The sequence below is a fragment of the Novosphingobium sp. KCTC 2891 genome (assembly GCF_025938155.1).
Classification (GTDB): Bacteria; Pseudomonadota; Alphaproteobacteria; order Sphingomonadales; family Sphingomonadaceae; genus Novosphingobium.
Window position 1 is genome coordinate 53,211 of the sequence record NZ_JAPCZG010000006.1, and the last position, 20,076, is coordinate 73,286.

The window sequence follows — 20,076 nt, forward strand, 5'->3', positions numbered from 1 at the left end:
ACGGGAAGGCACGATGTCCCACCCCCGCCTTCACGCCCGCGTCCGTCCCGACAAGCCTGCACTGGTGATGACCGATGGGTCGCGCGGGCTGACCTATGCCGAACTGGAGGAGCGCGCCAACCGCGGCGCGCACCTGCTGCGCGGGCTGGGCGTGGGGCGCGGCGACACGGTGGCGTTCTGGCTGCCGAACTGCGCCGAGCTGTTCGAGGTGTACTGGGCGGCGCAGCGCTGCGGCGCCTATGTCACCCCGATCGCCACCACGCTGACCGGGGGCGAAGCCGACTACATCCTGCGCAATTCGCAGGCGAAAGTCCTTGTCGCGGCACCGGAACTGCCCGGCTTCGCTGCGCTGGCGCCGCATGGCGAACTGGCCGTGTTCAGCCGCGAGGCATGGTCGCAGGAACTGGACCGGCAGCCGGCCACGCCGATCGCGGATGAATCGCCGGGCTTCCACATGGTCTATTCGAGCGGGACCACGGGCAAGCCCAAGGGGGTGCGGCTGCCGCTGCCCGACGGCGGAGTGACCGATCCCCACCAGATCGCCGCGCTGCTAGAAGGCCGTTACGGGCTTGGTCCCGGCGATGTCTACCTCTCGCCCGCACCGCTCTACCACACGGCTCCCCTGGCCTACACGACGAGCTGCCACCGGTTGGGCGCGACAGTGGTGCAGATGCCCAAGTTCGAGCCGGAAGGCGCGCTGGCGGCCATCGAACGCCACAAGGTGACGATTGTGCAGATGGTGCCGACGATGTTCTCGCGCCTGCTCAAGCTGCCCGAAGCCGTGCGCCTTGCCCATGACCTGTCTTCACTGCGGTTGGTGATCCACGCAGCGGCGCCCTGCCCCGTCCCGGTCAAGCATGCCATGATCGCATGGCTGGGTCCGATCCTGTACGAATACTACGGCGGATCGGAGGGGAACGGGTCCACCGGGATCACCTCGGAGGAATGGCTGCGCAAGCCCGGCTCGGTCGGACGCGCGACATGGGGCACGCTGCACGTCTGCAATGACGCGGGCGACGAGCTGGCGCCGGGCGAGACCGGGCTGATCTATTTCGAAGGCGGCTGGAATTTCCAGTACCTTGGCGACGAGGACAAGACACGCGACAGCCGCAATCCCAAGCATCCGAACTGGTCGGCGCTGGGCGACATCGGCCATGTCGACGAGGACGGATACCTGTTCCTGACCGACCGCAAAAGCTACATGATCATTTCCGGCGGCGTGAACATCTACCCGCAGGAGGTGGAGAACCTGCTCATCACCCATCCCCGTGTGGCCGATGCCGCCGTGATCGGGGTGCCGCACCCTGAATTCGGGGAAGAAGTGAAGGCCGTGGTCCAGCCGCTCGATCCGGCCGATGCGACGCCGGAATTTGCGGCCGAGCTGCTCACGTTCTGCCGCGAACAGCTCAGCCCCATCAAATGCCCCCGCTCGGTCGATTTCGATCCGGCCCTGCCCCGGCAGGAGAACGGCAAGCTCTACAAGCGGATCATCCGGGAGCGCTACTGGCTCCCGGCGTGACCGGCGTGCATCGTCGAGGCGCGGTCAGAGCGCCTCGACGATGGTGACGTTGGCGATACCGCCCCCTTCGCACATCGTCTGCAAGCCGTAGCGCTTGCCCCGCGCGCGCAGCGCATGGATCAGCGTGGTCATCAGCTTGGTGCCCGAAGCGCCCAGCGGATGGCCGAGCGCAATGGCGCCGCCGTTTACATTGAGGCACTCCGGATCGGCATCGAGCGCCCTGGTCCATGCCAGAGGGACCGAGGCGAAGGCTTCGTTCACTTCATAGAGATCGATATCCGACAGCTTCATGCCGGCACGATCGAGCGCGCGGCGGGTGGCCGGGATCGGTTCTTCCAGCATGACCACCGGATCGCCCGCGGTGACGGTCATCGCGTGAATCCGGGCCAGCGGGGTGAAACCGTATTCCTTGAGCACGCGCTCGTTCACGATGAGCACGCCCGATGCGCCGTCGCAGATCTGGCTGGCGGTGGCGGCGGACAAGGAGCCGCCTTCGGCCAGCAGCTTCACCGCGCCGATGCTTTCCAGCGTGGCATCATAGCGGATGCCCTCATCCTGATCGTGCGGGACCAGGACGCCATCGGCGTCCGCCCCATCGACCACGAGGATTTCGTCGGCAAAGGCCCTGCTCTGCGTAGCGGCGGCTGCGCGGCGATGGGATTCGAGAGCGAAGGCGTCGAGATCGGCGCGGGTGAAGCCGTACTTGTCGGCGATCATCTGCGCGCCGCGGAACTGGCTGAAGTCGGTCACGCCGAAGCGGGCCTGGATCTTGGGCGACCACGGATCGCGGCCCACGCCCACCGCAGCGGCGCCGGCGCGCGGCGTGCCCATCGGCACGCGCGTCATGCTTTCGATCCCGGCGGCAATGACCACATCCTGCGCGCCCGACATCACCGCCTGAGCGGCAAAGTGCACCGCCTGCTGCGAGGAGCCGCACTGGCGGTCGATGGTGACGCCGGGCACGGTGACGGGCAGGCTCGACGCCAGCACGCAGCCGCGCCCGATCTGCTGGGCCTGCTGCCCCGCCTGGCTGACGCAGCCCATGATGACATCGTCGATCGCCAACGGATCGATGCCCGACCGTTCGACCAGCGCATCGAGCACCCGGCCGCCAAGATCGGCCGGATACCAGTCCCGCAACCGCCCATTGCGACGGCCGCCGGCGGTGCGGGTTGCTGCCACGATATATGCTTCGGCCATGCCTTGAACTCCTGCCTGCAGGCGCCTTGGCGGCGCTGCTCCATGATTGACCATGGCGGCCTACTTATATAACTAGGTTATATATATCAAGCAGAGGTGACCGTGACCAGCCAGACATCCGCCCCCGCCATGGACGAGGAGACCTTCGATGCCTTTCTCGACCAGTTGCGCCGCTATATCGCAGAACGCCTGATCCCCGCCGAACCCGAGCTGTTCCGGCTGGACCGCGTGCCCGACGACATCCTGCGCGAGATGCGCGACATGGGCCTGTTCGCCCTGACCACGCCGGCCGAGTTCGGCGGCGCCGACATGACGGTCAGCCAGTATATCCGCACCATCCGCGAACTGGCCAAGGCCGCGCCGGCCTATCGCTCGATCCTGTCGATCAACACCGGGATGTTCACCAGCGCGCTCAAGCGCGGAGGCACGGACGAGCAGAAGGCGGCCTGGCTGACGCGCTCGGCCCAAGGCGAGATCGCCTGCTTCGGCCTGACCGAACCGGACAGCGGGTCGGACGCCGCAGGGCTGAAGATGCGGGCGGTGCGCGATGGCGATGCCTATGTGCTCAACGGCACCAAGCGCTACATCACCAACGCCCCGTTTGCGTCGATCGGGCTGATCATGGCGCGCACGAACCCTGAAAACCTGCCGCGCAACCAGCACGTGAGCGCGTTCCTGCTCGACATGAAGACGCCCGGCGTTTCCATTGGCAGCGCGGATGCCAAGATGGGCCAGAAAGGCGGGCAGATCGCCGACGTCATCCTTGAGGACGTGCGCGTGCCGATGGCGAACCTGTTGGGCGGCGAGGAAGGCAAAGGCTTCACTGCCGCGATGCAGGCACTGGATTCTGGGCGGCTGTCCGTCGGCGCGGCTGCGCTGGGCGCCGCCGAACGCGCTCTGGAGGCAGGGCTGCGCTATGCGCACGAGCGGAAGGCCTTCGGCACGCCGATCGTCGAGTTCCAGCTGATCCAGGCCATGCTGGCGGACAGCCGGGCGGACATCTACGCCGCCGAGTGCATGATGCTCGATGCCTGTCGCCGCGCCGATCTGGGCGGCCGGATTTCGCTGGAGGCATCGGCCTACAAGATGTTCGCCAGCGAGATGTGCGGTCGGGTGGTCGATCGCGTGGTGCAGATTCACGGTGGGGCCGGCTACCTTGCCGAATACGACGCCGAACGCTTTTACCGCGATGCGCGGATCTATCGCATCTACGAAGGAACCACGCAGATCCAGCAACTGGTCATCGCCAAGCAGATGATGCGCGAGTTCGCGGCGCGCTGAACCACGGGCGGGGGCCGCGCGCCACACCGGCGCACGGACCCCGCCGTTTCACCGGCCGGTAAAGACCGGTTTGCGCTTCTCCTGGAAGGCGCGGACGCCTTCGGCGAAATCATCGCTGCGGCACGCCTGGCGCTGGAACACGCGCTCGGTGCTGAGTGCGGTTTCGAAGCTGCTGTCGAAGGCCTGCCAGGTCTGCTTCTTGATGAAGCCCAGCGCGCGCGGGCCCTGGGCCAGTTCGCGGGCGATGGCCATGGCGCGGGCCTCGACCTCGTCGTCGGGAACCACCTCCGTCACCAGCCCCCATTCGAGCGCCTGCGGACCGGTGACCTTCTTGCCGCGCAGCATCACGTCCATTGCGCGGACGCGTCCGATGGCGTTGACCAGCAGCCACGAACACCCGCCATCGGGAACAAGGCCGACATGGCGGAAGGCGAAGAAGAAGTAGCCCCCTTCCCCGCACACGATGATGTCTGCCGACAGGGCAAGGCCGCAACCGACCCCGGCCGCCGCGCCGCGCACTGCGGAAACGACAGGGATATCCATCGTCTTCATCAGCACGACCGATGGCCCCAGCGTGCGATCAAGGCCCACCCCGACATCGCGGCGCGGATCATCGAGCACCTTGGCCGCATTGGCCAGGTTGGCGCCCGAGCAGAACGCGCGGCCCTCGCTGGTGAGGACAATGGCCCTTGCCTCTGTGCTGGCGCGGTCGAGCGCGTCCAGCAGCTCTGCGTTCATGACCTCGTTCGATGCGTTGAGCGTCGCCGGATCGTTCAGGGAAATCCGCGCCACCCCGTCATGGAGGGAATAGAGAATCTTTTCGTAGCCCATCGGTGCATACCCCGGTCAAATTTTGAACCAAGATATATTACCTGGTTATATATCACAGGCAACTCTTCTGCGCGGGTTGGCCAGCAGACCACGCAGGGCCGCAAGCAGGGCCAAGGGCTGCTCGATCGGAACATGGTGCCCCGAGCCGGGGATCACGACCGGCTTGCCGCAGCGCCGCGCGATCCGCTGGGCCTCGGCCACACGCGGCGGCGTCATGATGGTGGTCAGTTCGCCGACCACGACATCCAGCGGGACATCGATGCCGCCGAGATCGTCGACAAAGGCCGCGTCGGCGTTCAGCGAATGCGGCAGGAGATGGTCGAACGCCCAGGTCCAGCGGCCCTCCTCCTCCCGCACCGAATGGCGGGCAATATACTCCCTGACCTCACGAACCGGAGCCGGTCCTTCGCCGATGAGACGGAACCGGCCGACGGCTTCCTCGCGCGTTGCATAATCCCGGCGCGGCTCGGCGGCGATTTGATGCAAGGGCTGACCGCGGATCGGCAGACCGGCATCGATGATCACTAGCCGGGACACCTGCTCGGAACATGCCTTGGCGGCCATCAGCGCCGGGATGGAGCCGAAGCTGTGCGCGACGATGGTGACCGGGTCCATGGCACAAGCATCGGCGACAGCCATGATCTCCCGCGCGAACTGGGCGCGGCTGTAGCCTTCCCGCCGATCGCTTTCCCCCATGCCCGAAAGCGAGAGCGCTACGACGCGGTACTGGCTGGCGAGCGCGGGGCCGATATGGTCCCACCACGCCGCGTGGGCCCGATAGCCATGAACCAGCACGAGCCCGGGAAGGTCCGCCGCCAGGTTCCATCCCCGGCAGGCTATTGCCGCTCCTTCAACCTGGACCGCAAACTGCCTTGGCCGCTCGGACCAACGCTGTTCCAACCAATCGTGCAGGTAACCCGTCATTGTGCGGCGGCTATTCCTGCGGATGCACGCAACGTCAATGGCAACAGGGAACCCCGCAGTACTCTTGCAAGACAGTGCCACGGCCTCGCGCGTCGCATGGGGCAGCAGATTGATCCGGAAACCCCGGCGTCACGGCACGATATTCGACGCCCACATGGCCGCAAGGCGCCGGGGCAAGCGCCGCTATCCACAGCCACCGGATGGACAGGGCGGCCCTGGCATCGCTACCCGCGCCGGATGGCAATCATCGCAACGATCATGAACACCGTCACGGGACGCCCCATCCAGAAGATGACCTTCGGCCGGATGCCGAAGCCTTGGGCCAGCTTCAATCTCGCCACCGGAGAACTTGTCACCGCCGAACGCATCGACATTGGCAGGCCGGCGCCGGGCAAGGTCGTCACTCCGGTCGATGTGTGGATCACGCTCAACGCCAAGGACTGATGCACTTGCAACGACCGCCAGGCGCAAATCTGGCGGTCGTCGCTTTCCAGGATCAGGAAAATTCCAGACCAGGCCTGCGGTTTTCGCGCCAGGCATTCAGAACCTTGGTGAATTCGATCGGACCGGGCGCGTAGGTGTCGACCAGCAGGCCTTTGTCGATGTCCCCTTCGCCCGTGTAATAGCCAGGGGTACACGTTTCCAGATAGGGCCGCCCGGCACGGGCCAGTTCACGGATCTCGGCGACCCATTCGCGTTCCGCCTGATCCGTCACTTCGACACGGGTCTTCCCCGCCGTCGTTGCCGCAGCGATGACCTGCACGATGTGCTCGGCCTGCTCGTCCAGCGTGTCGGTGATGTTGGGCTTGAAGCCATTCTGCCCGAGCGCCAGCATGAAGAAATTCGGGAAACCATGGGTCGCCAGGCCATAGAGGGTCCGGGTGCCGGTCGCGAACTTCTCTGTCAGCGACTGACCGTTGGATCCGTAGATTTCGAAAGCGGCACGCCGGGCATAGGCCGTGCCGGTCTCGAAACCGGTCGCAAAGATGATGCAATCGACGGGATATTCGACACCGTCAAACACGATGCCGGTTTCGGTGATCCTGTCCGGCCCGCGTCCCTGCGTATCGATCAGGCTGACATTGGGACGGTTGAAGGCATCCAGATATTCGTCGTTGAACGTCGGGCGCTTGCAGAACATACCGTACCACGGCTTGAGGCCGGACGCGGTATTCTCGTCCTTGACCGTCCGGGCGATGCGCTCGCGAATGTCGTTCCCCTTGCGGAAGTCCGCAATCTCCATGACCTGCCCGAGCTTATCGGGAGCGACCGCCGATCCGTCGGGTTGCCGTAGCGACGTTACGGTATCGTGGAACAGGTGGGTCCAACCGTCATCCACCAGGTCCGCGCCCGGGTTGACCCCGTTCAGCGTGGCGATGAAATTGTCCATCCGTTCGCGCTGCCAGCCGGGCTTCAGCGATTTGACCCACTGCGGGTCGGTGGGCCTGTTTCCACGAATATCGACGGTCGAAGGAGTACGCTGCACGACGTAGAGGTGCTTGGCGTCCCGAGCGACGTAAGGCACGCACTGGATGGCGGTCGCGCCAGTGCCGATCACGGCGACGCGCTTGTCCGCCAGTCCCGTCATCTCGCCACGGCTGTGCCCGCCCGTGTAGCCGTAGTCCCAGCGGCTGGTGTGGAAGGTGTGCCCCTTGAAGCTGGCGATACCGGGAATGCCCGGCAGTCTTGGGCGATTGAGGGGGCCGCTGGCGCTGAGCACGTAGCGGGCGCGGATCTGGTCGCCACGGTCCGTCGTCACCGTCCATCGATCGGCGGCTTCATCCCATCGCAGTTCGGTAATCTGCGTCTGGAACAGGGTGGCCGGGTAGAGATCGAAAGTCTTGCCGATACGCTTGGCGTGCTCGAACAATTCGGCGGCGTGGGCGTACTTTTCGGTGGGTATGTAGCCCGTCTCTTCCAGCAGCGGCATGTAGATGTAGGCTTCGATATCGCACTGGGCACCGGGGTAGCGGTTCCAGTACCAGGTGCCTCCGAAATCGCCTGCCTTCTCGATGATCCTGAAGTTGTCGATGCCCGCCTTGCGCAGCTTCGATGCCGCCAGCAGCCCGCCGAACCCGCCGCCGATGATGACGGCGTCGGCCTCTTCCACAACCGGCTCCCGAACCATCGGGGCTTCGATGTAAGGGTCATCGATGTAGTGGCTGAAGTCGCCCGTCACCTCGATGAACTGCTCGTTCTTGCGCGGGTTCAGACGCTTCTGGCGCTCCAGCGCGTATTTCGCGCGCAGTTCTTCGAGGTTCACGCCGTAGGCTGCGGCGAGATCGTCTCTGCCTGGTGCTTCGGTAGCCATGGTTCCGTTTGCTCCTGGATTTCGATGGTTATCGGGATTGGGACGAATGCCGGTCGATGAACCGCGCAATCTGGTCGAGCGTGGCATCGGCCGCAGATGATGCAGGGGCCAGCGTCAGGTAGGCGTGAAGCGCGCCATCCTGGCGGTGCGTGGCGACATCGCATCCGGACTCGGCAAGCGCATGGGCGTAGTCTTCAGCCTCCGCTGCCAGCAGGTCGGCACCGGCCGTGATGACCAATGCGGGGGCAAGCCCTTCCAGAACGCCGCGCGCCGGTGCGAAGCGCGGGTCGGCGCGCTGCCGATGGTCGGGGACGTAGAGGTCATAGAAGGCACGGATGTCTTCCAGGCGCATGAACGGCGGGCGGAAGGCGCGCATCGCCTCGGTTTCGGTGTCACCCGCGACCGAGGGATAGATCAGGATCTGGCCGGCGAGACGCCCGGCACCGCTATCGCGGTCCACCTGGGCCAGCACCGCCGACAGATTGCCCCCAGCGCTGTCGCCGCCGACAAAGAGTGGGCCGTCCGGCTTCAAGTTCCGGTAGACGGCGCACACGTCGTCGACTGCGGCCGGAAATGGGTGTTCGGGGGCGAGGCGGTAATCGACCGACACGACGCGGCATCCGGTCCGCGCCGCCAGGGTACGCGCGAAACTGTCGTAGTCTGCAACCGAACCGGCGACCCACCCGCCGCCATGGACGAACAGGATGGTCGCGCGCGGTGCCGCATCGGGACGATAGTCGCGAACGGGAACGCCTGCGATGCGGTCATCGACCACGCTGTGCATTTCGGGACCGCCAGCCGGCGAGAGTTGCGAAAGCACGGCCCGCATGACGTCCGGCGTGCTGTTGGTGATCGAAGGCAGGCCCGGTGCGGAAAGTGCTTCGGCCAGACCCGCCATTTCGGGATCGATGTTTACCTTGCTCACAGAACCTCCCCGGCAGCCATCGCCTGCCGCATCATGAATTTTTGGACTTTCCCGGAGGCTGTCATGGGCAGCTGATCGACCAGCCGGACGATTGCCGGAACCTTGTAGTGCGCGAGCTGCCCACGGCAGAACGCCCGGATCTGGTCCGCATCGAGGCGGGATCCCGCTGCCGTCACAACCCAGGCGCAGACGATCTCGCCAAATTGCTGGTCCGGCACGCCGATAACCGCGACATCGACGATCTCGGCATGGCGGTAGAGGTATTCCTCGATTTCCCGGGGCGAGATGTTTTCGCCGCCGCGGATGATCATGTCCTTTGCCCTGCCGGTGATACGGACGTAGCCATCCTCGTCCATGACGGCGAGATCGCCCGAGTGCATGAAACCATCCCGGTCCACGGCCAGGGCGGTCGCGTCGGGATCATTCCAGTAGCCGGCCATCACGGAATAGCCTCGGGTGCACAGTTCGCCTTGCGTCCCGCGGTCGACCGTCTGCCCCAACTCGTCCACGATCTTGATTTCGATGTGGGGCATGACCTTGCCGACCGTTTCCACGCGGACCCTGACGGGGTCGTCGAGTGACGTCTGGGTGCTGACCGGGCTGGTTTCCGTCATGCCGTAAGCGATGGTCACTTCGGCCATGTGCATCCGGTCCATGACGCGTCGCATCACTTCTACGGGACACGTCGTTCCCGCCATGATCCCGCCGCGCAGCGAGCCGAGATCACGGTCCTGCCGGTCCAGCGCCGAAAGCATGGCGATGAACATCGTCGGCACGCCATAGCAATGGGTGCAGCGTTCAACCTCGATCGCCGCAAGGCTGGCATCGGCGTCAAATCCGGGCGCCGGATAGATCATGGCCGCACCGCTTGCGATGCAGGCGAGATTGGCCATCACCATCCCGAAGCAATGGTACAGCGGGACAGGGATGCAGACCCGGTCCCCCGCTCCCACGCCGGCCCTGCGACCGACGTCCGCGCCGTTGTTGAGGATGTTGCGGTGGCTGAGCGTCACGCCCTTCGGGCGCCCGGTGGTGCCGCTGGTGAACTGGACGTTGACTGGTTCACGGGCATCGGCTGCGACGCCGTCCAGCCACGTGAGGTCCGATGACGGAATGTCGGTGAACGGCAGATACCCCGGGGGCGGAGTGTCGCCGAGCCAGACACGAAATTCGAGGCCGGGCGCGGGGATGCCCGCCAGTTCGGCGGCATAGTCGATGTCCTTGAAACCCGGCGCCATGACGATGGCCCGTGCACCCGAGAGATCCAGGACGTGCTCCAGCTCAACGCGGCGATAGGCCGTGTTGAATGTCACGAACACCAGGCCGGCACGCGCGGTTGCAAATTGCAGCAGTGTCCACGCAGCACACGTGGGCGCCCAGACGGCAACACGGTCGCCGCGATTGAGCCCGAGCTTGCGCAGACCCGCGGCCAGTTCACTCACCTGCCGGTCAAGCTCGCCGAAAGTCAGCCGGATGCCTTCATGGCGCGAGACAAGCGCCTCTTCGGCCGGCCAGAGCCGGGCGGCGCGCGCAACCGCCTCGCCGATGTCATGTTCAATCAACGGAACAGTGGTGTCGCCAACTGACAACGCCAGCATCCCGGGCGCACCGGTCTCAGTCGCCATCCTCTTCTCCATCGCAGCAGCTTCATCGAGCCTTGCGCTGAAGACGGTTGTAGCCGATTGACGGCCACCTTCTTTGCAAAAGACGACAATGGATTATCAATTTACGACAGGTGTCCGGATATGCAGACAATGGCCGATGCCGGTGCCGTCCGGCAGTTCGTGCGATTTTCCGAGGCGATTGGCCTACCGCTGCAGAGCATTCTCGACCCGCAACTGAATGCGATCGTCGCGGCGGCAGCGCAATCGGAGCGGGTTCCGGCGCACGGCATCGTCGACCTGCTGCAGGTAAGCTCGGCGGTTTCCGGCAGGTCCGACCTCGGCATCGCTTTTGCCGCCTGGGGCAACCTGCGCGGCTATGGCCCCTTGAGCCTGCTGTGGGATCATTGCCCGACGTTCAAGGAAGCGATCCGGGTCAACCACCAGTATATGCATCTTGAAAGCGGCGCCCTGGCGACGCGATCCGACGATTTCGGCGACGAGGTCTATCTCAGTTCCGTCGTGCTGGTCGAGGCACGCTTCGGTGCGTCGCAGTTCGTAGAGGCCACGCTCGCGCTGTCCATGCTGGTCGGCCGGCTCATTCTGGGCCAAAGCTGGACGCCTGTGAAAATGGAGTTCCAGCACCCGGCCCCCAGGTCCTTGCGACAGCATCACGACCTGTTCCGCTGCCCGGTCGAGTTTGGCGCCGAGCGCAATGCCCTGGTGGTCAGCAAGTCCGACCTCACCCGCGAAACCGGTGCGGGCAACGCGCACATGCTGGCCTATCTCGAACGTCACCTGGCGTCATCGTCATCGCAATGGCCGGAAGGTCTGGTGCATCAGATAGAGCGCATCGTTTCTACCAATCTTTCTTCCGGGGACATCGCGCTGGAACAAGTGGCGGCAGCGCTGAACATGAACCTGCGGACGTTGCAGCGCCGCCTTTCCGTGCAGGGGCAGAGCTACAACCGCATCGTCGAGCGGGTTCGCAAGCGGATCGTCCAGGACTATGTGAACAGCGACGCCAATCCCAACCTGTCCGAACTCGCGTTCCGCCTGGGATACAGCGAAACCTCTGCGGCCAGCCGCTTCCTCAGTTCAAAAATGGGAATCCGGCTGCGCGGTTGACTGTAGTCGATCATCAGGTGGCAGGTTGCACCGTGTCGTAGCCCCCGCGCGTTGATCGCATCGATGGGCGAATGAAAATGCCGGAACGGATTTTCCGGCTTGCGAGGGCGGCCCATGACCGCCCCCCTTCCCCACCCCGCCGCCAGAGGCGAGGTTCGCCATAACTCTCCCATTTCCCCATCAACACCATGACATCGCTCGATAATGTCAGGGTGTAACGTCCACCGCACGAACCTTTTGGAAGCCCGGATCGCCACACTAGTTGACAATGACCAATACAAGGCACTACGAACCACACCTGTTAAGTCATATGATTTAACCCTTGGTCCGATTGCCCGGGCCATCAAGGGAACAAGCGCAAGGAAGCTCAGGCTTTCCGAAAATAGCGCAGATCCAGGTGAGAGGTGCTTGATGCTTGCGAGTGGTGATGTCGCCGTATGTTCTGGCAATTTCCGCGGAATACCGCTGGTGAGCGCCTAGTCTAGCTGGCGGCATCGGATGATGCCCCGTCGCCATCGCCGTTCCTGAATACGGGTCGGCACAGCCACCGCCGTTGATGACGCCCCTGGGCGAGCACAACTTCATCATCGAAATCAAATCCACCGCGCGTCCGAGTGCCATTCTCGGCATTGCGGGATTTTTCCTACTGTCGTTGCAACAATAAAACACCCTGGGAGGGGTAAACACGTGAAGAGATTGAATTCTGTTTGCACCACTTCGCTGCTTTCGATTGCTGTGGCAGGACTGGCCGGCGCTCACCCCGCGGTCGCTGCCGCGCAGGAAGTAGCTACCGCGGCGCAGCATGAGACCAGCGGGCTTGGCGAGATCGTGGTTACCGCACAGCGCCGTGACCAGAACGTTCAGGACGTGCCCGTCGCCGTGACCGCCGCCAACGCGGATACGCTGGCCGCCGCCGGTATCACCAACGTCACCAACCTCAACAACCTGTCGCCCAGCATCTCCTTCCGCTCGACCAACATCGCGTCGAGCACCTCGAACATCCAGATCCGCGGCATCGGCACGGTCGGCAACGCCCGCACCTTCGAAGGCGCAGTGGGCGTGTTCATCGACGGCGTCTATCGGACCCGCTCGGGCCAGGCCCTGTCGAACTTCCTCGATGTCGGCAGCCTGCAGATCCTTCGCGGCCCCCAGGGCACGCTGTTCGGCAAGAACACGTCGGCGGGTGCCGTGCTGATCTCCAGCACCAAGCCACAGCTTGGCGAAGTCAGCGGCAATTTCGAAGCCAGCTACGCCAACTACGAAACCTACCTTGCCCGTGGCGCAATCAACGTGCCGGTTGGCGACAAGGCCGCCGTGCGCCTTGCTGCAGTGAAGTCCGGCTCGGACGGCACGATGACCGATCCCAACACCGGCAACCAGCTCAACGGCAACGACGACTGGGGCGTCAAGGGCCAGTTCTATGCCGAAGCTTCGGACGCCTTTCGCATCCTGCTGATCGGCGACTACGCCTCGACCAAGGGCGATTGCTGCTACGCCACTTTCGATGCCGTTCCCGGCGCGACCCAGCCGTTCATCGACGCGCTCTCGCTGGCCAACGGCCTGGTTCCGGCTTCGCGCAACATCAAGGACCGCCAGGCGGTCGTGAACCCGATGACGATCAACCGCGCGAAGGACTACGGCGCGACCCTGCGGCTTGAACTGGACATCGGCAACGGCACCCTGACCTCGGTTTCCGCCGTGCGTCGCTACAAGCTTTACCAGCTCGAAGACGCCGACTTCTCGGGTGCGACGATCCTCGACCTCGACGAGACCTTCGGCTCGCGCTTCATCTCGCAGGAACTGACGTATGGCGGCAAGCTCGAGGGCGGCCTGAACGCCGACTATGTCTTCGGTGCGTTCTACTCCGACGAAAAGTTGAAGATGGGCCGCAACCTGCGGTGGGACACGCAGGCCCAGACCTACTGGGACGTCGTGTTCGGTGGCGCCGGCGTTCCTGCGGGCACCGCCAATGCCGCACCGGGCCTGTTCTCGGTCGAAAACATGGGCGGCCGCGTCAAGTCGCTGGCGTTCTTCACCCACTGGAACGTCGATCTGACCGATCAGGTCTCCGCCATCATCGGCGCGCGTTATACCAACGAGCGCAAGACCGGCTTCCAGAACACCTCCTACTTCCGCGACGGACTGTTCGATCCGCTTGCGCTGGCGGGCGTCATGCCGGGCATTCCCTATGACCTGAAGACCACCAACAACTCGCTCAGCGGTACGCTGGGGCTTCAGTACAAGCCCACGAACGACGTCATGATCTATGCGACGTACAATCGCGGGTTCAAGGCAGGCGGCGTGAACCTGGATGTCAACGCGGCGGGTGTCCCGGGAAGCGTGGTGTTCGGATCGGCCGGCATTGCCCAGTCGCCCGTCTACAAGCCCGAGACCATCAACGGCTTCGAGCTTGGCGCCAAGGTTGACTGGATGAACGGTCGCGCCCGCACCAACGTGGCGGCGTTCTATAACACCATCAAGGATCTGCAGGTCGCACAGTTCCTCGGCCTCCAGTTCCAGATCATCAACGCCCCCAGCGCCAAGGTCTATGGCTTCGAGCTGGAGCAGACCTTCAAGCTGTCCGATGCGGTGACGTTCAACGGCGGGCTGACCTGGCTGCCCAAGGCCAATTTCGGCGACGACGCCATCCTGACCAACCTGGCAGGCCGACGCTTCTCGACCGCACCCAAGTTCGCCGGCAACGCGACCATCAGCGTCGAGCAGCCGGTTTCGGACAGCCTGGCGGTGACGGCCCGGTTGCAGACCAACTACACGAGCAAGGTCTACACCAACCCGGTCAACGACCTGACGCAGGACGGGTATGCCCTCGTGAACTTCAACCTCGGTCTCAAGCAGATCGACGGCAACTGGCAGATCGAAGGCTGGGTCCAGAACCTCTTCGACAAGGCGTACATCACCTCGCACTTCAACACGCCGCTGCAGGGTGACGATCGCAATGCCTACCTCGGCCAGCCGCGGACCTACGGCGTGACGCTGCGCGGCCGCTTCTGAACGATGGGGCTTCGGTGCCCATCTTATTGCTGACGCGGTAAAATCAGCCCGTATCAACGATGTCCCGGGGGAAACCCCGGGACATTTTGTTAGGTGCTAGCAGGCTTCTGCAGCCTCCGCAGACGCCACCGAGCAACGGCGGGGCAGCGCTGTGGCAGCATCAGAAATCGATCGAAGCGCTGGCCTTGAAAGTGCGGGGCTGCCCTTGGAGGAGCGCCGCCGAGAATACGTCGAACGCAGAGGCCCAGTAACGCTTGTTGGCGACGTTATCGACGCCCAGACGCAGCGTTACCGGCTTGTCGGCGGCAACCAGGACATAGCGGGCGCCGATGTCAAAGCGCGTCCAATCCGGGATTTCCAGCGTGTTTGCGATGTTCACGGCCTGCTTGCCAGTATGGACCATACGGCCCGTAAGCGTGAGACCTGTTGCAGGCACATCCCACTCCATGCCTGCATTGGCGGTCCATTCAGGTACGCCGACCGCGCGATTGCCCTGGTTCAGACCGCCGCTGGTCCGCCGCAGCCTGGCATCGACCAGGGTGGCGCCGCCGATGAATCGCAATCCCTTGACGGGTTCGCCGTTCAGGGTGAACTCCACGCCTTCGTTGCGCTGCCGACCATAAAGACCGAAGCGCAACCTTCCGTCGCCCGCGCCCGCATCGACGGAATAGCCCACAGGAAGATCGATGCGGAACAGCGACAGCCCTGCTTCGAAGGTGCCGAGGCGGAGCTTGCCGCCGACCTCGTATTGCGTGGACTTGACGGGAGCGAGGACTTCGCCGGCGTTGACGACCAAGGCATCAAGCGGGGCGGTCGGCCCTTGCTGCAGCGCCTCGATGCGATTGGCGAAGAGCGACAATCCGGGCACCGGCTTTACGACGACGCCGAGCGCCGGGGTGATGGCGCTCTTGCGGTAGGTGTTGGTGAGCGAGCCGCCATCGTAGTAATTGTAGCTCTTCACCTGCATGTCCTGCAGACGCAAGCCTGCGGTAATCAATACCCGGCCACTCAACAGGCCGAGCGTGTCGGAGGCGAAGGCCGAGAGCAAGCGGACCCGGCTGATCGGGAACGGACTGTCGAGATCCCCGCCGACGGAGGCCGAACCGGGAATAGCGGCGACCGGCGTGTCGTAGATGTTGGTGGCGAAGCCTGCGAAGCCTGGGCCATACAGGAAATCGAAGGCGTTTCGGTTGACCTGCCACACCGCGCTGGTTCCGAAGTTGATTTCCTGCGTGACCTTGGTGCCGAGCTTGACCCGCAGGCCCGCCTCGAACGCTTCATTGTTGTCCGTGCGCGGCACGTAGAGCCCATTGCCATTGGCTGCGCCCGTCGCCGTGTCGAGCACAGTGATGCCGCCGTAGATGCCCTGCTCGCTCCCGTCCCGGGCGCCGCCCGTGGCGTAGAACATGGCATTGTCGCCCAGATCCTGCTCGAAGCGCACCACGCCGAACACGTCACGCAAGTCGGTGTAAGTCCAGGGCTGCGCATAGTTCGCGGTGGCCCCTGGCACGGCGGGGATCGTCGCCGTGCCGATCGTCACCTTGGGTCGCAAACCATCGACCTCGACCTTCTGATATCCGAGGTCGAGGAACAGGCGGGTATTGTCGTCGCGCCAATCGAAGGCACCGCCGATGACGAGCGTGCGACGGAATTCCCCGTCGACGGCGACATCGCCGCTGCGCAAGGCCGCGTTGATGCGCACCCCGAACGCCCCTCCCTCACCAAAGCGGCGCGAAACGTCAAAGCTGCCCCCGACATTTGCATCCGAGGTATAGCCCAGCGTTACCCGGTTGAGGTCGCTGGCCCCGGCGCGCTTCATCTGTAGATTGACGCTGCCGCCGAGCGACGATCCGCCCGGTGCCGCGCCATTGAGGAATGCGCTGGCTCCGTTCAGCACCTGCACGGATTGAAACAGTTCAGGCGCGATCAGCTGGCGGGGCGCGATGCCGTAAAGACCGTTGAGCCCTACGTCGTCGCCGTAGAGCGCAAAACCGCGGATGACGAACTGTTCGGCGGCGTTACCGAAACCATAGCTGGTGCGCACCGTGGGGTCGTTTTCCAGCACCTGCCCCAAAGTCTGCGGCTGCTGGTTGAGGATCAGAGCCTCGTTGTAGCTGCGCACCGTGAACGGAACGTCTTCCGCCTTCTTGCGGCCAAGCGCGCCCAGATCGCCTTCTCCCATGACTTGGGTGGCGTTGAGCGCTTGCGCGGTAACGACGATTTCCTGAGGGCTTTCCTCGGCGTGGGCCGAGGCAGCACCCATTGGGACGAGGGCCGTAGCGGCAAGCAAGGTCAGACGGTTCATCGTGCAGGCTTTCGTGATTTCCGCGCGCGACGCACGCGACATAGGTGGAAAAGGAAAACAAGAAGCGGGAGCGCGACCAGCACCACCGCGAGGGCGTCGCGCCAACCGCTGCCGGTCAGCCCCGCGACGAGGCCGATCAGCGAGAGCGCAGTGACCGAGAGCGGCATGGCCAGCACCATGATGGTCGATCGCGCGCGAAGCCGGCTCATGCAGTCCTCCGGCGCTTGCCCCACCACAGCAGGATACCGCTCCACAGGACGCGGATCGTCGCGAGGTCGAGAAGTGCCCAGACCAGCTTGAGCGCAAGGCCGCCGTAGTCTCCGAAATGCAGGGGCTTCGAGAGCATCAGCGCCTGCATGGTCAGGGGCATCGTGCGAATGTCGACCAGTGCGCCGGTCTCGGCGTCGACCAGCGCAGGCGTCAGGACATGGCTGGTGAGCGGCGTGTCGCCCTGGAAGAAGATGGCATAGGCGTGACGCGCCGACCACGCTCCACCGGGGAAGCCGACAAACTGCGGCGACAGGCTGGGCCGTGCGGCTTGCGCTGTCGCCATGGCACGATCGATCGAGCCGTAGCGCGCCGGATCGAGCGGGCCTTGAGCCCGATTTGCGCCGATCATCGCGGCAAGTTCACTCTGCCGCCAGTTCGCCACGAGAGGATCGGCGAAGGCGTTGATCGCCCCCGTCCCTCCGATAACCAGCGCCCAGCCCAGCGTAACGACGCCCAGCAGATTGTGTTCGTCCAGGCGGCGCACCCGCGCGGAACGGTCTTCGCGCAGCGTGCCAAACGCAAGGCGGCGCATGAACGGAACGTAGAGCACCAGTCCCGAAACGATGGCCCCGATGAAAAGCACGCCCATCGCGCCCAGGAACAGCATTCCCGGCAGCCCCAGCAGGAGGTCTGTATGCAGTTCAAGAAGGAAGGCCATCACCCCGTCGTGATGCACTTCTCCCACCGCACGGCCTGTGCTGCGGTCATAGGAAAACAGCCGCATTTCTGCTTCGGCGGCATCAGCGCGTGGTCCGACGGTGACCGTGATGAGAGGATCTTCACCCGAGAAGCCGATGAACAACGGAACGCCGGCGTGGCCGGCGGTCCGCGCGTAATCGTCCTTCGCACGCGCAACGATCGCATCAAGGCCCCCCCCTGTCCGGGCCGAGGCCGGGCCGGACAGGGCCTGCTCGCCCGCCATCGCCTCAATCTCGTCGTGAAAGATGAGCGGAAGGCCAGTGATGCACAGCATGATGAGCGCCAGCGTGCATATCAGACTGGTCCAGGTGTGGACCCATGCCCATTGTCTGATTGCCCGTGCCTGCATGGCGGCGTGCCTAAGCCACAGGCTTGACCCGGTCAATGCGAATAATTCGCATTAGCGCTCCCCTGACATTGAATCAGGGGTGCGTGGCGAAATCGGGATAGGCGATCCCGACTCTCGAACTGGCCCTTTCACCGAAATCGGCGCCATGGCTCATCGAACGTTCGCTTCGGCTGGCTTGAAGTGATTTCAGGCGTCCTTCGGCAGCACTGACAACACGCGGGCGATGAAGTCGTGAAACTCCTGCATGAAAGTGCGCAGAAAGTTCTCTGTGGATTCGACCGTGACACTGCCATCGTCGGTGATGAGGCCGGGCTTGAACTGGATGTAGGCTTCCGGCGCGTTCATCTGCGGCGAATTGCAGAAGCCGAGCACGCTGCGCAGGCTCTGCTGGGCTACCGCCGTGCCAATGGCACCGGGCGACGTCCCGATCACCGCCGAGGGCTTATGGGTGAAGGAATTGGTCCCATATGGACGGCTAGCCCAGTCGATGGCGTTCTTCAGGCCGCCAGGGATCGAGCGATTGTATTCCGGCGTGACGAACAGGACCGCATCGACCGCATTGATGGCATCCTTGAACGCCCGACCGGCGGGCGGAAAATCGGCATCATAATCGTAGCTGTAGAGCGGCAGGTCCTTGAACGGTATCTCGGTCAGGGTGAGCTGCGGCGGAGCGAGGCGGACCAGCGCGTTAGCGAGCTTGCGGTTGATCGATCCCGTCGCAAGACTGCCGATCAGATAGCCGACTTTGTACTGCGTCATGACACTGCCTTTCACTTCATGGGACATGGCAAATCGCGAAGGAATCGGAGGCCCGAAAATGCCGCACCGCGAGCGAGATTTGGCCAGACGCACGTCTGCCTCTGTCCCAGCAGATGCACGGGGCTCAAGCGCCAGACAGAAGCTGGAAACGGGATCCGGGGCGCAAGATGCTGCATCGCGATCTCCATCGCGTCTCCCGTCCGTCCATGTTGATAGCAGTTTATCGCAGAGACAGGAAGGGACGGACTTCGCACAAGCCCGCCCCCCGACATGTTCCTCTGGTGCTGTGGAATTGACCGGCATCCCACGGCCGGGCGTTGCCGCGCGACATCTCGGTCGCGCGGCACCCCATCATCAGAAGCGGTAGGCTGCGCCCGCCAGCACCTGGTGCCGATCGAACTTGCCGTCGCCATTGCTGAGGTCGGTGTAACGGTATTCCAGACGCGCCGAGATGTGATCCGTGACCATCCGTTCGACGCCGCCGCCGACGTGCCAGCCGTCGCGATCCTCCGACGCATAGGTCGACGTGGTGCCGTTGTCGATCCGCGTACCAAGGCGCGCATTGGTGTAGCCGCCCCGGACATAAACCAGCGTCTTCGGCGTCACGAGATAACCGGCGCGAGCCGACACGTCGATCGAACGCTTTTCGTCCAGCGAGGCCACGCTCGTGCCGAAAGTGCCGCCGGTGGGGAAGTTCAGTTCGGCTTGGGCGCCCACGACGACATGCTGTCCGATCTGGTAGTCATAGCCCAGAAAACCGCCGAACACGGCACTGTCCTGCTTCTGCCGAAGGGGGAGAACGCCGAGATCGGTAGACGGGTTGCGCACGTCCAGGTTCTCCCAGCCGCCCTGCACGCCGACCGACGGTCCGGTAAAGTCCTTGGCCTGGGCACCAGTCGCGACGGCGAGACTGGCAACGACCGCTGCAGCGAGAAGCTTCTTGTACATTATTTCCTCCTGGG

16 protein-coding genes are annotated in these 20,076 nt (G+C 64.2%); 5 read left to right on the forward strand and 11 right to left on the reverse strand.

The genetic code is table 11. The features are described 5' to 3' along the window. Positions 1 to 13 precede the first annotated feature (13 nt). Positions 14 to 1,519 (forward strand): acyl-CoA synthetase, encoded by a 1,506-nt coding sequence (locus OLX02_RS12635; protein WP_264423368.1) that lies wholly within the window; start codon positions 14 to 16, stop codon positions 1,517 to 1,519. A 24-nt stretch (positions 1,520 to 1,543) separates the two neighbouring features. Here OLX02_RS12635 and OLX02_RS12640 read toward each other — a convergent pair whose 3' ends face one another. After that, positions 1,544 to 2,719, reverse strand: a complete 1,176-nt coding sequence (locus OLX02_RS12640) for an acetyl-CoA C-acetyltransferase (protein ID WP_264423370.1) — start codon at positions 2,717 to 2,719, stop codon at positions 1,544 to 1,546. Between the two features lie 129 nt (positions 2,720 to 2,848). Between OLX02_RS12640 and OLX02_RS12645 the strand changes: the two genes are divergently transcribed. Further along, on the forward strand, positions 2,849 to 4,000 hold the full coding sequence (locus tag OLX02_RS12645) for an acyl-CoA dehydrogenase family protein (protein ID WP_264423586.1): 1,152 nt from the start codon (positions 2,849 to 2,851) through the stop codon (positions 3,998 to 4,000). 48 nt (positions 4,001 to 4,048) lie between these two features. On the opposite strand, the gene OLX02_RS12650 is transcribed toward OLX02_RS12645, so the two are convergent. Together OLX02_RS12650 and OLX02_RS12655 are read right to left on the reverse strand one after the other, a co-directional pair. Next, on the reverse strand, positions 4,049 to 4,831 hold the full coding sequence (locus OLX02_RS12650) for an enoyl-CoA hydratase-related protein (protein WP_264423371.1): 783 nt from the start codon (positions 4,829 to 4,831) through the stop codon (positions 4,049 to 4,051). 45 nt (positions 4,832 to 4,876) lie between these two features. Next, a complete protein-coding gene (locus OLX02_RS12655; RefSeq protein ID WP_264423373.1) occupies positions 4,877 to 5,755 on the reverse strand; it encodes an alpha/beta fold hydrolase in 879 nt (292 codons plus the stop codon). A gap of 237 nt (positions 5,756 to 5,992) precedes the next feature. On the opposite strand from OLX02_RS12655, the gene OLX02_RS12660 reads away from it, so the two are divergent. Then, a complete protein-coding gene (locus tag OLX02_RS12660; RefSeq protein WP_264423374.1) occupies positions 5,993 to 6,199 on the forward strand; it encodes a hypothetical protein in 207 nt (68 codons plus the stop codon). 52 nt (positions 6,200 to 6,251) lie between these two features. Here OLX02_RS12660 and OLX02_RS12665 read toward each other — a convergent pair whose 3' ends face one another. From OLX02_RS12665 to OLX02_RS12675, 3 genes are read right to left on the reverse strand one after another with little or no spacing between them, the layout of a single operon-like run. Then, the gene (locus OLX02_RS12665; RefSeq protein ID WP_264423376.1) at positions 6,252 to 8,066 is read right to left on the reverse strand and encodes a flavin-containing monooxygenase; all 1,815 of its coding nucleotides are present in this window, start codon (positions 8,064 to 8,066) and stop codon (positions 6,252 to 6,254) included. A 28-nt stretch (positions 8,067 to 8,094) separates the two neighbouring features. Continuing rightward, the gene (locus OLX02_RS12670; RefSeq protein ID WP_264423377.1) at positions 8,095 to 8,991 is read right to left on the reverse strand and encodes an alpha/beta hydrolase; all 897 of its coding nucleotides are present in this window, start codon (positions 8,989 to 8,991) and stop codon (positions 8,095 to 8,097) included. Continuing rightward, positions 8,988 to 10,616 carry an AMP-binding protein gene (locus OLX02_RS12675; RefSeq protein WP_264423378.1) on the reverse strand — a complete coding sequence of 543 codons (1,629 nt, stop codon included), beginning with the start codon at positions 10,614 to 10,616 and terminating at the stop codon, positions 8,988 to 8,990. The genes OLX02_RS12670 and OLX02_RS12675 overlap by 4 nt, the downstream gene beginning before the upstream one ends. A 129-nt stretch (positions 10,617 to 10,745) precedes the next feature. Here OLX02_RS12675 and OLX02_RS12680 point away from each other — a divergent pair, with 129 nt between their 5' ends. Further along, entirely contained in the window at positions 10,746 to 11,720 is a 975-nt protein-coding gene (locus OLX02_RS12680) for an AraC family transcriptional regulator ligand-binding domain-containing protein (RefSeq protein WP_264423380.1), read from the forward strand. A 687-nt stretch (positions 11,721 to 12,407) separates the two neighbouring features. Next, positions 12,408 to 14,732, forward strand: a complete 2,325-nt coding sequence (locus OLX02_RS12685) for a TonB-dependent receptor (RefSeq protein WP_264423382.1) — start codon at positions 12,408 to 12,410, stop codon at positions 14,730 to 14,732. A gap of 160 nt (positions 14,733 to 14,892) precedes the next feature. On the opposite strand, the gene OLX02_RS12690 is transcribed toward OLX02_RS12685, so the two are convergent. From OLX02_RS12690 to OLX02_RS12710, 5 genes are all read right to left on the reverse strand, one after another. Continuing rightward, positions 14,893 to 16,854, reverse strand: a complete 1,962-nt coding sequence (locus tag OLX02_RS12690; RefSeq protein WP_319641246.1) for a TonB-dependent receptor — start codon at positions 16,852 to 16,854, stop codon at positions 14,893 to 14,895. A gap of 179 nt (positions 16,855 to 17,033) precedes the next feature. Beyond that, positions 17,034 to 17,246: a hypothetical protein gene (locus tag OLX02_RS12695; RefSeq protein ID WP_264423598.1), complete on the reverse strand. Its 213-nt coding sequence runs from the start codon at positions 17,244 to 17,246 to the stop codon at positions 17,034 to 17,036. After that, positions 17,243 to 18,355 carry a PepSY-associated TM helix domain-containing protein gene (locus OLX02_RS12700; RefSeq protein ID WP_264423384.1) on the reverse strand — a complete coding sequence of 371 codons (1,113 nt, stop codon included), beginning with the start codon at positions 18,353 to 18,355 and terminating at the stop codon, positions 17,243 to 17,245. The genes OLX02_RS12695 and OLX02_RS12700 overlap by 4 nt, the downstream gene beginning before the upstream one ends. Before the next feature lie 186 nt (positions 18,356 to 18,541). After that, positions 18,542 to 19,114 (reverse strand): NADPH-dependent FMN reductase, encoded by a 573-nt coding sequence (locus OLX02_RS12705; RefSeq protein ID WP_264423386.1) that lies wholly within the window; start codon positions 19,112 to 19,114, stop codon positions 18,542 to 18,544. Positions 19,115 to 19,468: 354 nt separating this feature from the next. Beyond that, the gene (locus OLX02_RS12710; protein ID WP_264423387.1) at positions 19,469 to 20,062 is read right to left on the reverse strand and encodes an outer membrane protein; all 594 of its coding nucleotides are present in this window, start codon (positions 20,060 to 20,062) and stop codon (positions 19,469 to 19,471) included. Between the last annotated feature and the right edge of the window lie 14 nt (positions 20,063 to 20,076).